This window comes from Microcoleus sp. B4-D4 (assembly GCF_036705185.1).
GTDB lineage: Bacteria > Cyanobacteriota > Cyanobacteriia > Cyanobacteriales > Microcoleaceae > Microcoleus.
This window is the reverse complement of the sequence record NZ_JAUBTX010000028.1, coordinates 73,636-87,778: the sequence shown is the minus strand read 5'-3', so window position 1 is coordinate 87,778 and position 14,143 is coordinate 73,636. Positions and strand designations below refer to the sequence as shown.

Below are 14,143 nucleotides of genomic sequence, written 5' to 3'. Positions count from 1 at the left end.
ATAACCAATAACCAATAACCAATAACCAATAACCAATAACCAATAACCAATAACCAATAACCAATAACCAATAACTTCCTCATGAATCAACTAAGAATAGTCTCTCTAATTCCCAGTGCCACCGAAATTGTAGCAGCTTTAGGATTAACCGATGCCATTGTCGGCCGTTCTCACGAATGCGACTATCCCGCAGAAATCCAGAATTTACCTGTTTGCACTCAGCCTAAATTCAATCCCGAAGGAACTAGCAGCGAAATTCACAACCGCGTCACAGAATTGTTGCAAAATGCGCTCAGCGTCTATAAAGTAGAAATAGATACTTTAGAAAAATTGCAGCCAACTCACATCATCACTCAAGCTCAATGTGAAGTCTGTGCTTGTTCTCTGACAGAGGTTGAACAAGCAGTGAGCACGCTGGTAAATAGCCAGCCGGAAATTATTTCTTTGCAGCCGAATTTGCTAGCAGAAATCTGGACGGATATTGGGCGAGTTGCTGCTGCTTTGGGTGTCGATGCTCAAAGTACGATCGCACTTTTGCAATCCCGCATCGATGCTATTATCTTAAAAACCGAAACATTAACCGTTAAACCCACAGTAGCCTGCATCGAATGGATTGAACCTTTGATGGCTGCAGGAAATTGGATTCCCGAATTAGTAGCAATGGCTGGAGGCGATTCGCTGTTTGGCATTGTCGGGGAACATTCCCCCTGGTTACAATGGGAATCCCTGGTTGAAGCTAATCCCGATTTGATTATTTTTATGCCTTGCGGCTTTGATTTAAATCGCACTCGCACCGAAGCAATGCCGATCGCTCAATACACAGAATGGCAAGATTTGCAAGCAGTCAAAACCGGGAAAGTTTACATAACTGACGGCAATGCTTACTTTAACCGGCCAGGGCCGAGATTAGTGGATTCTTTAGAAATTTTAGCAGAAATTATCCATCCCGAAATCTTCGATTTTGGCTATCGGGGTAATGGTTGGCAGCCATTTTTTCCAGTGCCGGCAGCTAGCTAAAACTTTATCTATACCAATTCAGAATTGCCTGCCATAAAAATAAGGACACAACAATGTTGTGTCCCTACAAAATACCTGTATTTCACCCGATATCAGTTAATTGCTGTAGGGAAACGGCAGTGATGTTTCCGGGGTAATGCGTTCATTGCGTGCCATAAAAATAAGGACACAACAATGTTGTGTCCCTACAAAATACCTGTATTTTACCCGATATGAGTTAATTGCTGTAGATACAAAAAATGCTAATCCTACATCCCATCGGGCGGCATCAAAACCTTGTCAATAACGTGAATAACGCCGTTGCTAGCTTTGATATCAGCTTTCACAACATTAGCGCCGCCGACAGTAACTTTGCCGGGAGCAACTACCACTTTCACAGGCATACCTTCAACAGTTTTAACCTCATCGGACTTCAGGCTAGTAGATAAAACCGCACCAGGAACAACGTGGTAAGTTAAAATCTTAGTAAGTTTGGCTTTGTTAGCTGGTTTCAGCAAATCATCCAAAGTTCCTTTTGGCAAAGCAGCAAATGCCGCGTCTGTCGGTGCAAAAACAGTGAAAGGGCCTTTTCCTTGTAAAGTTGTAACTAAACCGGCTGCTCCCAAAGCCTTGGTCAATGTCTTGAATTGAGCGTCGCCAGATGCAATAGCAACAATATCCTTAGTAGCAGCCATCGGTGCCGGTGAAGCGGCGGTTTTCACGTTTCCCGCAACTTGTTGAGTTTGAGTTGTATTAGCAACAGTTGTTTGGGAGTTGATGCGAGCTGCAGCGGGGAAACCAATCAACGCGCTAGCGCCGATTATTCCTGCGAAACCTGTGAGTTGTTTCATCCAGCTAGGTAAATTTTGATTTTTCATTGCGCTTGCATTTCCTTATGAGATAAAACCGTGAACATGAATTGTTATGTTAGCCAAATCTCGACAAAAGGCAAGGTTGCCAGAGACTAAGATAGCAAGAAAATTCTCTTGCATCCCCGATCGCACCAAAACTTCCTTAATATAACGTAAACTTAGCGAAAAAGTGTCAACCGCTAAATCGGTAACTCAAAACCTCAATCACCGAACCGGTTTGGGGTAAGTCAGCGGGTTTAATCGAAATCGTGTCATTATTCAATCGGCGCACCGCAGTACCATCCATCAGCGCCAAGAAGTCATCTAGCGGCACTAAATCGCACGCTGCTGCATCGGCGGCTTGGGTTTTGTAATGCGTGGGAATCACCATCTTTGGTTTGAGAATTTGCAAAGTTTGCTTCGCTTCCGCCGGAGTGTAAGATTTCGGCCCTCCACCCACGGGAATTAGCACCAAATCCGGCCGCCCAATCAAGATTTGTTCTTCAATGCCGATCGCGCCAGCAACTCCACCCAAGTGTAAAATCTTAATACCGGCTTGCTGCCAGAGCCAAGCCACATTCACCCCAAATCGCCTGCCGCCCTCCCGGTCTTTTTCCGTGCGAATCCCTTGAATCCTGAGCCCGTTCGATCGATAAGCCCCAGGCTCGTACAAAAGGCCGGGATTGCCCGAAAATCCGTCCACCGCCCCTTCATCGAGCAATCTGCTGCTAATCAGAATCAAATCAGTGGGTACTTTGGGAGAACGATAGCCAGCCGTACAGCCCAGGGGGCGAAAAGGATTCACCAGCACCCTCGCACCGCCACCGGCGAACAAAAAGCAAGTGTGGCCCAACCACTGAACCGATAAAGAATCAGCAGTTTGAGCTTGATAGCTTTCCCATCCAGATGGTAAACCAGTTGCTATAGCGGCTAGCAAACCCGTCTGTGCGTAACGTATTAATTGTCGCCGTTTCATCTTGTGGTTGCGGTTGTCGGGTGTTGGTCGTCTGTTGTTATACCACAAAACACAGTAAGTCGATTTTCGATTTTCGATTTTAGGTTTTAGATTTATATTGTGTGCGATCGGCCTGACAGCACTACAATATGGATCGCACGCGCGAACCGCAGCGATTTCTTCCTGCTTCCTCCCATCCCTTACATCCGTTACAAAAGAAGCGGACGTACTTGCTTATTAAAGTCTTTCTAAGAAATTTCGCAATAACTGCTTTCCCGAAGCAGTCAAAATACTTTCCGGGTGAAACTGCACCCCTTCAATGTGCGGATATTCCCGATGGCGCACGCCCATAATCGTGCCATCTTCAACCCAAGCCGTAATTTCCAAAACCTCTGGACAACTCTGCTTTTCAATTACCAAACTGTGATAGCGAGTTGCAACCATCGGCGATTCCACTCCCACAAAAACTCCTACTCCTGCGTGTTCTACCTGAGAAGTTTTGCCGTGCATCAACACTGGTGCAGAAACAATTTTGCCGCCGAATACTTGACCGATACTTTGATGTCCGAGACACACGCCCAAAATTGGCATAGTCGGCCCCAATTCTTTGATTAATTCTAGAGAAATTCCCGCATCTTCCGGCCGCCCCGGGCCTGGAGAAATCACTACGGCTGCTGGCTGCAATTGTCGAATTTCTGCTAAGGAGATTTGGTCGTTGCGATAGACTTGAACTTCGCTGGCTACGGGCAACTCGGCACCTAGTTCTCCTAGATACTGTACCAAATTGTAGGTAAAACTGTCGTAGTTATCGATGACTATAATCACTGGTTAATTGGGATTTTTGGTTAGAGATTTTTGGTTGGAGATTGATATCAAATCCTGTTCGGTAGTCTAGGAAGAATCGAATCGCGAAGACGCTTGTAGTGCGTTAGAAAGGACGTACATCTTCTGATTTCTCTGACTTCGCGTTCGCGTGCCTCGCGGTTCATTCGATCTTACCACCTATTAGCGATCGTACTGATACAACCGGATTTGATATGACTGGCTGTTTGAATGCAATAGGAATGAAAATTTTAGAGATACGGCAAAGATTTAAATAGCTGCAATATGTACGAATCAAACTAAAAATTTCAATTTGGTCATCCCAAACCTCAAATTTTTCTCGCTCAATAAGTTATACCAGTTTCAAAAAAGAATGCAACTGCGGACAAATTTCAAAACATGATAGTCATAAGTCATTTCCCATTGAAAATCTTCAATGCGAAAATCGAAAATGGCGTTACTGACGGACGATCGCAATTTGAACCACTTGCCACAAGGGAGGAAGCAGGAGTGCAGCAGCAACAATTGCCGCAGCCATTGCCGATACCAGAACTGCTCCGGCAGCGCAGTCTTTGGCAATTTTGGCTAGTTCGTGGTAAGATTGCCCGACCGTTAAGTCTACCACCGATTCGATCGCCGTATTCAAAAGTTCCATTGCTAAAACTATGCCAATGGTGACGCCGATCACAGATATTTCTACAGGTTTCAGTTGCAAATATAGCCCTAGTCCGATCGCCAAAGTGCCTATAAAAGTGTGAATCCGAAAATTTCGCTGAGTTTCAAAAGCATAACTCAACCCACCCCAAGCGTATCTAAAACTCGTAGCTAAGTTTGATGCAATTTTCCAGGACAGTTCTCGCTTGTATTTCAAGGCTTCTTTAGGTTCGTGGACTGTCGCACTCGAAGAGTCTTGAGGCACGATCGCAATGTGTGCAATGTTTGATGAAATAGAGGGTCGCTCTAGTGTCATAAATAACCAACTTTAAGTTACAGAGATGAATGAAAGCTAGACTTTTCAAATTTACTTAATCAAGTCTAGTTAACTTTCCTAAGTTTTTACTAAAGTTTTGGTGTAATTTCAGAAAGTTATGTTGGGCTTGATGTGATTGGTTAAGTAACCATCAACTTCAGCTATGCTGTTTGGATCTCAATATCGATCGCCCGTAGCAGTGTTTCTTGTCTGTCTAGCATTTGAGTCAGACTCTCCTCATCCGGGTGATCCCAGCCCAAAAGGTGTAGAAAACCGTGGGCTGCGAGCCAAGCTAATTCGGTTTTCAGCGGATGTCCTTGCTGCTGGGCTTGTCGCTGAGCCGTATCGATCGAGATTACGATATCACCCAAGTATAAGGGTTCAGATGACTGCATTTCCTCTAATTGAGGACAGTCTACCTCTAAAGCTGCAAAAGCTAGTACATCCGTCGGTCGATCGAGCTGGCGGTACTGGGCGTTGAGGGCTTGGATATCGGCATCGGCAGTTAAACGCAGGCTGACTTCGTAGCCTGGGGCTGCTGGCACATCCGCCTCTTGGTTTTCCAGCCAAACGCTAAACCAATTTTCCCAAGTTTCCGTTGAAATTTCCCCGCTGGCTGCACTTTCAGGGAGGTTGGAACCGTCGGCGGACGATCGGGCTAGCCCATAACAGTCTTCGACGTTCACCTCAATTAGCATTTTCAGCATTTTTTGTCAAGCAATTTATTCAATTTTTGGGCAATTTCACATTGGGCAGGCTAATCGACTTTTTGCTTTTAGCTGGCAGATTACAGGAATCTGTAGAAGATTGCAACGGGTCGATCGCGCGATCGGACAAAAGGGCCCGCTATGGAACCCGTACAGGCGCGTGAGTGTGTGTATCGACTAGGTTTCCAGCGCCCGGTGTTCTAAGAGTTGAAATAGCGATCGAGAAAAGCCAAACCGACGAGTACGCCCAAAAGTCCGGCCGCCGTCAAAGCAAAATGAAACAAAGAAGTCGCCCGCTTGCGAACCATATTCCGCATCGCCAGCTTGACATAACTCGGTGGAGGTGCATTGTTTGTCGGCGCTGTCGGAGTTTCAGCGGCGAGCTCTTCGGAGGCGGGAGTTGTGGAGGGAGGTTGACTCATAGCGGTTAGTTTAGAAGGTTAACAGAGGGGCTGCTGAAGACAGACTCGCCACGATGGTAACAAAAATGTAACGTTTTGTGTAGGATTTTTTAGGTCTCAGACGGCAGGAGGCTGGTTTCCCGCAACGCCAGAATCAGCCCAAACAGCATCGGCTTCCGACAGCGCAGGCATTAACTGGGCCGTATAATCGAGAGTAATGTCATAGGCGGCGCGATCGTACACTGTATTCAACAACGCCTGCAAATCTACAATTGGTTCCACATCGCCGCCGCGCAAAGGCAAAGGAAAACAAGGAATCGCATCCTGTAGATTAAAAACGTATAAATCCGCCCTAGGTCTTTGATTGCTCCGACTCACCAAAATCCGATAATGAGCTGCAATATCATTGTCCAAAACCGGGAGAGGTTCCCAACCCCGCAACAAATCAATCTCCACAAAATTAGTGCGACTTCCGAATATCTTATCCCGCTTTTCCTCATACATTTCGCGCCCTTTTCCCGGACGTTTATTAGCAGGTGAAAGAACTTCAATCACCGTCACAACTTCCTTAGTTGCCATATCTATCACCTCCAAATACCCTTCTCTCACCTCCTCAGACATCGCCAATCTGATTTTCAAAGGTTCAGTAGTTCGTGTAGCGACAGCCACATTCGATGTACTTGGATTTTGGGAAACGGGATTGCACAGGATAGACATATCAGCAGGCATCCCGACTAACAGAGATTGTTCTCCCTTGAGTTCATAAATGCGCTTTTCAATCGCCACTCGATATTTTGGCACCACTTGCGGAACCATAGCATCTGCGATCGCCACTATCAACCTATTATGTACTTCTGGCCAAAAATCAGGACTTTCTAAATAAGGATTCATCCCCGGAAATGGATTAGGCATTGATTTAACTTTTGTTGATTTAACTACTTAGGACTTGTGAAGGGGTAGCCTGAAACCGGGTTTTTGCTCAGAAGACACGTTACAGCCCGCAAAAACCGCAAAAAACCCGGTTTATGAAGATTTTGATGCGTCCAGCCACTGTTATCATCCCCTCAATCCCCTCTCCTCCAACAAAGCATCCGCCCAAGCAGCATCGGCTTCCGACAGTGCGGGAAGGGCTGCGGCGGTGTAATCTATTCTAAAATCATAGGCGGCGCGATCGTACACTGTATTCAACAACGCCTGCAAATCTACAATTGGTTCCACATCGCCCGCGCGCAAAGGCAAGGGAAACTGAGGAATCATATCCGGTAAATTGAAAAGGTACAAATCTGCCAAAGGCCTTTGATTTGCCCGACTCACCAAAATCCGATAACTTCCCTCAATATCGTTACCAAAAACTGGTAGAGGTTGGTAACTTCGCAGCAAGTCAATTTCAACCAGATGAGTGCGACTACCAAACACCCTTTCTCGCTTTTGTTCATACATTTCTCGCCCTTTCCCAGGACGCTTGTTGGCGGGTGACAGCACTTCAATCACTGTCACAACTTCCCTAGTTTCTGTATCTCGCACCTCTAGATACGCTTCCCTAAATTCGACAGGTACTGGCACTCTTACTTTCAAAGCTGTTACAGGTGGTGCGGCAACTGCGATATTAGAAGAAGTAGGGTTTGTTTGAATTGGAGAGCGCTGCACGGTGACATCAGGAATCCCCACTAATAGGGAATTTTCCCCGCTAATCTCATAAACTCTTTTTTCAATATCGACGATATATCTTGGCAGCAACTGCGGCACTAAGGATTCAAAAATGCTACTAATTAGCAAGTGATGTACTTGAGGCCAAAAATCAGGACTTTCTAAATAGGGATTCATCCCCGGAAATGGATTAGGCATAGTAATATATTGTTGAAATTTTCCACATAATTAACCCCTTAAGCCTGTCTCCCGCAACAAACCATCAGCCCAAACTGTATCGGCTTCCGACAGCGCAGGAACGGGTTCGGCGGTATAATCGATTTCAAAATCATATCCCGCGCGATCGTATACTTGATTAATCAGCGCCTGTAAATCCAAAACAGGCTCTACATCTTCTGGACGTAAAGGCAAGGGAAATGCAGGAATTGGATTGGGAAGGTTGAATAAGTATAAATCTGCGATCGGACGTTGATTGCTGCGACTGACTAAAACACGACAGTCGCTTTCATTGGAATCTCCCAAAACTGGCAAAGGTTCCCCACCTCGCAACAAGTCTATTTCGACTAAATGCGTACTGCTATCAAATATTTTCTTGCGCTTACTGCCATACTTTTCTCGACCTTCCCCTCGGCGTTTATTTGCAGGTGAAAGCACTTCAATAACGGTAACAACTTCCTTTGTTGCCATGTCGATTACTTCTAAATATCCTTCCCGAAATTCTTCCGACACTGGGATTCTAACTTTTAGAGGTTCCACAGTTCGGGAAGCTACAGCAATATTAGATGATACTGGATTTGTTCGATAGCGTTTCTGTTGGATAGAGACATCAGGAATCCCTACTAATAGAGAAGTTTCACCTGGAATTTCATAAATTCGCTTTTCAATAGCGACGCGGTATTTTGGGTGTAATTGCGGAGTTAGCGACTCTTTAATCGCACTAATCAGTAAATGATGAACTTCTGGCCAAAAATCAGGATGTTCTAAATAGGGATTCATCCCCGGAAATGGATTAGGCATAATCGTACCTCCCGTTGATTACTATCATTTTAGCAAACATATTAGAAAAACGCAGACAATATCAAACAATCATCTGCGTTAATCCCCGTGCATCTGCGGTTAAAAAACTCCCCTAAAAATCACCATAACTGCTAATAGCAGCCTGCAACCTCCCCATAACTTCATCAACCGAAATCGCCCCCAACTCCCCAGAAGCACGAGTCCGAATATTCAAACTATTAGACTCAACCTCCTTAGCACCCACAACACACATCACCGGAATTTTATCCTTCTCAGCATTGCGAATCAACTTACCCAAACGCTCACTACTCTCAACTTCCGCCCGAATATTCAGCGCCTTCATCCTCGCCTCCACTTCCTTAGCAAACGGCAAAAACTCCTCGCTAACAGGCAACAACCGCACCTGAATCGGCGCTAACCATATCGGAAAATCCCCCGCGTACTGTTCGATCAAAATCCCGATCAAGCGCTCCAAAGAACCGAAAGGAGCGCGGTGAATCATCACCGGACGCTGGCGAGTGCCGTCTTCAGCAACGTATTCCAAATCAAAACGTTCGGGCAAATTGTAATCTACCTGAACAGTTCCTAATTGCCATTCTCTATCCAAGACATCTTGGAAAATGAAATCGAGTTTTGGGCCGTAAAAAGCCGCTTCCCCGATTCCTTCAAAATAATTCATTCCCAAAGTTTCCACCGCGCGGCGGATTGCACCTTGCGCCTTTTCCCAAGCTTCATCGGAACCGATGTATTTTTCTAAATTTTCTGGATCGCGGAAACTCAAACGCGCCTTAAAATTCTTAAGTTGCAGGCTCTTGAATACTGACAGAATCAAATCCACCACGCTCAAAAATTCTGCATCCAACTGTTCCGGCGTGACAAACAAGTGGGAATCATCCACTGTAAAGCCGCGCACCCTGGTTAAACCGCCCAATTCTCCCGATTGTTCGTAGCGGTAAACTGTGCCGAATTCGGCTAAGCGCATCGGCAATTCGCGATAGGAACGCAGTTCGCTTTTGTAAATTTGAATGTGAAAAGGGCAGTTCATGGGTTTCATCACAAAACCCTGTTCGTTGGCTGCCGCTTCTGCATCTTCAGCCATCAGCGGAAACATATCTTCTTTGTATTTCTGCCAATGTCCAGAAATTTTGAACAAATCGACTCTGGCGATGTGCGGTGTCACAACTTGCAAGTAGCCGCGCTTGATTTGTTCTTGTTTCAAGTAATCTTCTAGAATACTTCTCAAAATAGTGCCTTTGGGTGTCCACAAAGGCAAACCGGGGCCTACCGCATCGGCAAAAATAAATAAGCCTAATTCTTTGCCTAATTTGCGGTGATCTCGTCTTAGGGCTTCTTCTTTGCGGTGCTTGTAGGCTTCTAGCTGTTCGGGTGTTTCCCAAGCTGTGCCGTAAATTCGCTGCAACTGAGCTTTGGTTTCGTCGCCGCGCCAGTATGCTCCGGCGAGACTTTCTAGCTCGATCGCCCTTCCATTGATTTCATTGGTATTATCCAAATGGGGCCCAGCGCACAAATCCCACCATTCGTCACCCAAATGGTAAAGAGTAATGGGTTCGATCAAACCTGCCAAAATTTCTAATTTGTAAGGTTCATTAATCTCCTTAATTCTGCGTTCTGCTTCCTCGCGGCTGACTTCTTCGCGAGTTACAGGCAATTTGCGGTTGATGATTTTGATCATTTCTTTTTTAATTGCCTTGAGATCCTTTTCGGTAAAAGGTTCCGGGCTGTCAAAATCGTAATAGAAACCGTTTTCAATCCAAGGGCCGATTGTTACTTGAGCCTTGGGAAATAACTTCTGTACCGCCATCGCCATAACGTGAGATGTGGTGTGGCGAATTTTTTTTAGTTGCTCCGACTCGCTGGTGCGGGGCAACTGAATTTTAACGGACTCTTCTGGAGCGTTCATGGATTCTGAGCTAGACATCGGCTGAATTTAGCAATTAATGAGAGTTGCAGTTGCTTCTATCTTACTCAGAATGGGACTGCAACCGCTGACTTCCGGCTGGCGGACATTCCTGGAAATTACGGCAACTGCCCGTCAGGGTTGCAGCGTTTGTTCGGGGAGGCTGCCCGATTGAAACCGGGTTTTTTAATTTGGGTGCGGGCTGTAATGAAAGTATTGCGCGAAAAAACTCGGTTTTTAACAACTCGTGCGGCCAACTAATATGGTTTCCGGTTGCATCGGAATAATAAAATCGAATCAACAGTCAACAGCCAACAGCCAACAGCCAACACTCAACAGTCAACAGCCAACAGTCAACAGTCAACAGTCAACAGTCATGAGGAGTGCAACCAGAATTGATATAATTTGCCACAATTGGGGGATTTTGACTCAAAAATCGCCGCTCGTATGGTTAAGTTTATTCACGCCCACCTGCTAGTTTTTTTAAATCCTTGAATTATTGTTAATAATATGTTACAGATTGTAAAGCACGTTTAAGGTTAGAATAAGTAGATAACCCAATTTTTATTCATGCTTAATTCCAATTTGCCGGAATCAGAGTTGCTCAAATCCCTACTGGAACCGCTGTTAGAGGATTTTAAATACTGGTTCGAGCGATCGACCACTCTCTTAGAAACTGAGGAAATTCCCTTTCTGAGCGGCGAGGATCAATCCGACTTGCTGGCGCGAGTCAAACAGGCTCAGCAAGAAGTAGGCGCGGCTAAAGCTCTATTTCAAGCAACCGGAGGTCAAGTTGCAATTGAAACCGCAGCACTGATGCCGTGGCACAGACTGCTCGCCGAATGCTGGCAAGTATCGGCTCGCTTTCGTTCGTCGCAGTCAGCTCCCCGTGAAAAATAAGGAAGCGAGTTCAAGTTAAACTTGTTGTTAAATCCCAAACAAGAGGAAATGTCGCGGCCGATTTGAAAAGTTCCAACAGATTTCCAGTTAATAAGTTATTACTTGCTGAAACACGTTTGTAAACTGCTGTGCGGCTGTTTAGCCGGGAGGAAAATATCATGTTACACCTGCTTTATATTTTAGCTTTCACCGTTCTGGCCTTTCTGGCAGTCGGTAACTTAATCCGCAGTCTAGTCACGGTAGGTATGGAGTCCCAGCGCCCCCAACAATTCAGGGCAAATCATGGCTCCGCATCCTATCCTCGCTCTCAAGCTGTACCCCATCCAGAACTGTTAGACGAATACGGAAATATCGTTAACGAGCCGCTGCTAGTGATGCGTTCGCTGACTGTCCAAGACGCGCGCGAACAATTAGATGCTCTCTACAAATCATCTCCCGGCGGCAGCGACGAAGGGGGCGAACGACGCTGATTTAATCGCAGTCGCAGCATTTATACTCAGAGTCGCTGGTACTGAAAAAAATAATTGGCCGTTAGTTTCTCGCTAACGGCCTATTTGTAGCGACTTTTGAGAGATACTGGAAAGGGATCGATCTAAACTTACGGTCGATCGCTCCAGTTTTGTCATCGGCAAAAATGCACGCTTAAGGGTAGATGATCGTCCCAATTCCGCTACTGGCAGAACTTCTGCAAGCATTGCCCCCACTGCGGGCACAAATTTATTTCAAATCTTCCATGACAGCGCTGTCTCACGCGATGGAAGACTTGGTTTTGGCTGGCTCCGACGACGAACCGCTAGTGATTGCTAGCTTTCAGCGAGAACGCTTCTACCTGCAGGAAGCTCACCGCTATCGGCGAATTGCTGCTCTATCTTCTCAGGTATACGTGCTAGCAGTACCGGAAACTGAGTTTAAAAATTCCTCCGAACATCACGAAACTGTGGCGTTTGCACCGGAGGACGCATTAAGTCAAGAGTGGCACTTAGTGGTGCTGGGGCAACACTACTCAACTTGTCTGATTTGTCAAGAAAAAATTGTGCCGATCGAGCATCAGGACGATCGCGGCCCGCTGTTGATTGATCAAGCTCGCAGATTTGAGGGAGTTTGGACGTTCGACAGGGAGGTAAGCTGCAAAGCTGCCGAATTGTTGCTCGATCGAATTGTCAAATATCGCCCCGAATTGACCGAAAAGATCGATCGAGCGCGCACAACTTACAAGCTGGGAAACAAAACCAAAAAAATCAGGAAATCCGCGACTTCCCCAGCCACCAAACCAGAAAAAAGCGCGCCCAAAAACTCAAAAATTCCCAATCCCAAATTGAGCGACGCTTTTACCAAACGCTTAGTAACCTATTTGCAATCAGGCCAGCACAAACTGCTGAAAGCATACAGCGCGATCGCCGCCCAAGAACGCAAAGAACGCCTCATAAACTTAATTACAACGGCAATGCGGCAGTCTCTCAACCCACAAGAAATCGTCGAAGTCGCAGTGCAAGAACTGGGAACAGCCCTGTCAGCCAGCCGCTGTTTGATTTATCGCTGCAAAGCCGCAGATGTGTCGGTCAAAATCGATCGCGAGTTTTTGCGCCTGGGTGCTAGTTCTCTATTAAATCAGACTTGGCCGCTACAGGAAAATCCCATATTCCGCGACGCGGTAGCGCGGCAAGAGCGAGTTTACATCCAAGACACAGCACAAGACCCGCTGATTGTCGATACAAAATCTTTGGGCAAAATTGTCAAAAATTGGCAGATAGTCTCTTGGTTGATGGTGCCGGTGCTTTATCATGGGCGGGTTTTGGGCATGGTGGAAATGCACCAGTGCCGATCGACTTCGCCTTGGGAAGAAGACGAAATTGCTTTAGTAGAGGCGATAGCCACCCAACTCGGAGCAGCCTTAATTCAAGCAGAAACCTACGCTAATTTAGAAGAACTCAACCAACAATTAGAAGCATTAGACCGCACTCGCAGCAATCTCATAGCCATCACCGGACACGAACTCCGCACTCCGTTATCGACGATTCAAGTATGTCTGGAAAGTTTGAACTCCGAGCCAGATATGCCCCCAGAATTGCGAAAAATCATGTTAGAAACTGCCCTCGGAGATGCCGATCGAATGCGTAAACTCGTCCAAGATTTTTTAACTCTTTCTAACCTAGAAAGCGGACAAGTTAAATGGAATGTAGAATCGCTAACGCTGCAAGAATGCGTTGATTTGGCCCTCAGCAGCGTGCGATCGCGCGGCGGAGTCGATCGACAGTTACCGGAAATTATCACCGAAGTATCCGCAGAATTGCCATTAGTCCAAGCAGACGGCGAGTGGTTAGTGGAGGTGCTCTCCAAACTCCTAGACAACGCCTGCAAATTCACCACAGCCCAGGGAAGCGTCACCATCAGAGCCAAATGCAACGGTTCTGCGATGGTGGAAGTGCTCGTATCCGATACCGGGAGAGGAATCGAGGCGAATAGTTTGAAAGTAGTTTTCGATCGATTTTATCAAGAAGAAGGAGCATTGCGGCGCAGCGCCGGCGGTACCGGTTTGGGATTGGCAATTTGCAAGCAGATTGTCGCCGGCTGGGGCGGTAAAATTTGGGCAGATTCCCCAGGAAAAGACCGAGGAAGCGAATTTCACTTTACTATTCCAATTGTTTAGAATCAATTGACAAATTTTCGCCGCTCGATAAACCATAATAAAAACGGTTTAATCCTTCAGAATGCGAGTCCTCTGATTTCCGTGGACTCGCATTCCGAACAATCAAACCGTTTTTGTAATTCGTAATTCAACGAAAATGACTAATGATATCAATTCCGGTTGCACTCATACATGATGTTAACTGTTAACTGTTAACTGTTGACTGTTAACTGTTAACTGTTAACTGTTGACTGTTGACTGTTAACCGTGAATTTACTATTCCGATGAATAGAGGATTTGATATGACTAATGACCAATCACTACTGACTACTG

The 14,143-nt window shown here is 46.0% G+C and carries 15 protein-coding genes; 5 read left to right on the top strand and 10 right to left on the bottom strand.

Annotated features, from left to right (window positions below; genetic code table 11):
• Window positions 1–81 precede the first annotated feature (81 nt).
• Window positions 82–1,017 (top strand): cobalamin-binding protein, encoded by a 936-nt coding sequence (locus tag QUB13_RS19935; protein ID WP_333383804.1) that lies wholly within the window; start codon window positions 82–84, stop codon window positions 1,015–1,017.
• A 248-nt stretch (window positions 1,018–1,265) separates the two neighbouring features.
• On the opposite strand, the gene QUB13_RS19930 is transcribed toward QUB13_RS19935, so the two are convergent.
• From QUB13_RS19930 to thrS, 10 genes are all read right to left on the bottom strand, one after another.
• A complete protein-coding gene (locus QUB13_RS19930; protein WP_333192039.1) occupies window positions 1,266–1,874 on the bottom strand; it encodes a fasciclin domain-containing protein in 609 nt (202 codons plus the stop codon).
• Between the two features lie 166 nt (window positions 1,875–2,040).
• Window positions 2,041–2,823, bottom strand: coding sequence for an MBL fold metallo-hydrolase (locus QUB13_RS19925; protein WP_333192037.1), 783 nt, complete (start codon window positions 2,821–2,823; stop codon window positions 2,041–2,043).
• 216 nt (window positions 2,824–3,039) lie between these two features.
• Window positions 3,040–3,627, bottom strand: a complete 588-nt coding sequence (locus QUB13_RS19920; protein ID WP_333383801.1) for an anthranilate synthase component II — start codon at window positions 3,625–3,627, stop codon at window positions 3,040–3,042.
• A 454-nt stretch (window positions 3,628–4,081) separates the two neighbouring features.
• Window positions 4,082–4,594 carry a diacylglycerol kinase family protein gene (locus tag QUB13_RS19915; RefSeq protein ID WP_333383799.1) on the bottom strand — a complete coding sequence of 171 codons (513 nt, stop codon included), beginning with the start codon at window positions 4,592–4,594 and terminating at the stop codon, window positions 4,082–4,084.
• 161 nt (window positions 4,595–4,755) lie between these two features.
• Window positions 4,756–5,292 (bottom strand): rRNA maturation RNase YbeY, encoded by a 537-nt coding sequence (gene ybeY, locus QUB13_RS19910; protein WP_333383813.1) that lies wholly within the window; start codon window positions 5,290–5,292, stop codon window positions 4,756–4,758.
• A gap of 209 nt (window positions 5,293–5,501) precedes the next feature.
• Window positions 5,502–5,723, bottom strand: coding sequence for a DUF3285 domain-containing protein (locus QUB13_RS19905; RefSeq protein WP_194012213.1), 222 nt, complete (start codon window positions 5,721–5,723; stop codon window positions 5,502–5,504).
• Between the two features lie 96 nt (window positions 5,724–5,819).
• Window positions 5,820–6,614, bottom strand: a complete 795-nt coding sequence (locus QUB13_RS19900) for a DUF4058 family protein (protein WP_333383797.1) — start codon at window positions 6,612–6,614, stop codon at window positions 5,820–5,822.
• Window positions 6,615–6,758: 144 nt separating this feature from the next.
• Entirely contained in the window at window positions 6,759–7,547 is a 789-nt protein-coding gene (locus QUB13_RS19895) for a DUF4058 family protein (RefSeq protein WP_333383795.1), read from the bottom strand.
• 30 nt (window positions 7,548–7,577) lie between these two features.
• The gene (locus QUB13_RS19890) at window positions 7,578–8,366 is read right to left on the bottom strand and encodes a DUF4058 family protein (protein WP_333383793.1); all 789 of its coding nucleotides are present in this window, start codon (window positions 8,364–8,366) and stop codon (window positions 7,578–7,580) included.
• A 112-nt stretch (window positions 8,367–8,478) separates the two neighbouring features.
• The gene (thrS, locus tag QUB13_RS19885) at window positions 8,479–10,305 is read right to left on the bottom strand and encodes a threonine--tRNA ligase (RefSeq protein WP_333383790.1); all 1,827 of its coding nucleotides are present in this window, start codon (window positions 10,303–10,305) and stop codon (window positions 8,479–8,481) included.
• Between the two features lie 19 nt (window positions 10,306–10,324).
• On the opposite strand from thrS, the gene QUB13_RS19880 reads away from it, so the two are divergent.
• The 4 genes from QUB13_RS19880 to QUB13_RS19865 all read left to right on the top strand — a co-directional run bounded on the left by QUB13_RS19880 (window position 10,325) and on the right by QUB13_RS19865 (window position 13,831).
• A complete protein-coding gene (locus QUB13_RS19880) occupies window positions 10,325–10,459 on the top strand; it encodes a hypothetical protein (protein WP_333383787.1) in 135 nt (44 codons plus the stop codon).
• A gap of 395 nt (window positions 10,460–10,854) precedes the next feature.
• Window positions 10,855–11,184: a DUF2605 domain-containing protein gene (locus QUB13_RS19875; RefSeq protein ID WP_194012207.1), complete on the top strand. Its 330-nt coding sequence runs from the start codon at window positions 10,855–10,857 to the stop codon at window positions 11,182–11,184.
• A 158-nt stretch (window positions 11,185–11,342) separates the two neighbouring features.
• Window positions 11,343–11,654: a DUF2973 domain-containing protein gene (locus QUB13_RS19870; protein WP_265233502.1), complete on the top strand. Its 312-nt coding sequence runs from the start codon at window positions 11,343–11,345 to the stop codon at window positions 11,652–11,654.
• Between the two features lie 182 nt (window positions 11,655–11,836).
• Window positions 11,837–13,831, top strand: coding sequence for a DICT sensory domain-containing protein (locus QUB13_RS19865; RefSeq protein ID WP_333383784.1), 1,995 nt, complete (start codon window positions 11,837–11,839; stop codon window positions 13,829–13,831).
• Window positions 13,832–14,143 lie beyond the last annotated feature (312 nt).

Excerpts from the sequence above, each read along its gene's own strand:
- QUB13_RS19900 (WP_333383797.1), bottom strand. The coding sequence starts at position 6,614 with ATGCCTAATCCATTTCCGGGGATGAATCCTTATTTAGAAAGTCCTGAT.
- QUB13_RS19875 (WP_194012207.1), top strand. The coding sequence starts at position 10,855 with ATGCTTAATTCCAATTTGCCGGAATCAGAGTTGCTCAAATCCCTACTG.
- QUB13_RS19935 (WP_333383804.1), top strand. The coding sequence starts at position 82 with ATGAATCAACTAAGAATAGTCTCTCTAATTCCCAGTGCCACCGAAATT.
- QUB13_RS19905 (WP_194012213.1), bottom strand. The coding sequence starts at position 5,723 with ATGAGTCAACCTCCCTCCACAACTCCCGCCTCCGAAGAGCTCGCCGCT.
- QUB13_RS19895 (WP_333383795.1), bottom strand. The coding sequence starts at position 7,547 with ATGCCTAATCCATTTCCGGGGATGAATCCCTATTTAGAAAGTCCTGAT.
- QUB13_RS19880 (WP_333383787.1), top strand. The coding sequence starts at position 10,325 with ATGAGAGTTGCAGTTGCTTCTATCTTACTCAGAATGGGACTGCAACCG.
- QUB13_RS19930 (WP_333192039.1), bottom strand. The coding sequence starts at position 1,874 with ATGAAAAATCAAAATTTACCTAGCTGGATGAAACAACTCACAGGTTTC.
- ybeY (WP_333383813.1), bottom strand. The coding sequence starts at position 5,292 with ATGCTAATTGAGGTGAACGTCGAAGACTGTTATGGGCTAGCCCGATCG.
- QUB13_RS19865 (WP_333383784.1), top strand. The coding sequence starts at position 11,837 with ATGATCGTCCCAATTCCGCTACTGGCAGAACTTCTGCAAGCATTGCCC.
- QUB13_RS19890 (WP_333383793.1), bottom strand. The coding sequence starts at position 8,366 with ATGCCTAATCCATTTCCGGGGATGAATCCCTATTTAGAACATCCTGAT.
- QUB13_RS19870 (WP_265233502.1), top strand. The coding sequence starts at position 11,343 with ATGTTACACCTGCTTTATATTTTAGCTTTCACCGTTCTGGCCTTTCTG.
- thrS (WP_333383790.1), bottom strand. The coding sequence starts at position 10,305 with ATGTCTAGCTCAGAATCCATGAACGCTCCAGAAGAGTCCGTTAAAATT.
- QUB13_RS19915 (WP_333383799.1), bottom strand. The coding sequence starts at position 4,594 with ATGACACTAGAGCGACCCTCTATTTCATCAAACATTGCACACATTGCG.
- QUB13_RS19925 (WP_333192037.1), bottom strand. The coding sequence starts at position 2,823 with ATGAAACGGCGACAATTAATACGTTACGCACAGACGGGTTTGCTAGCC.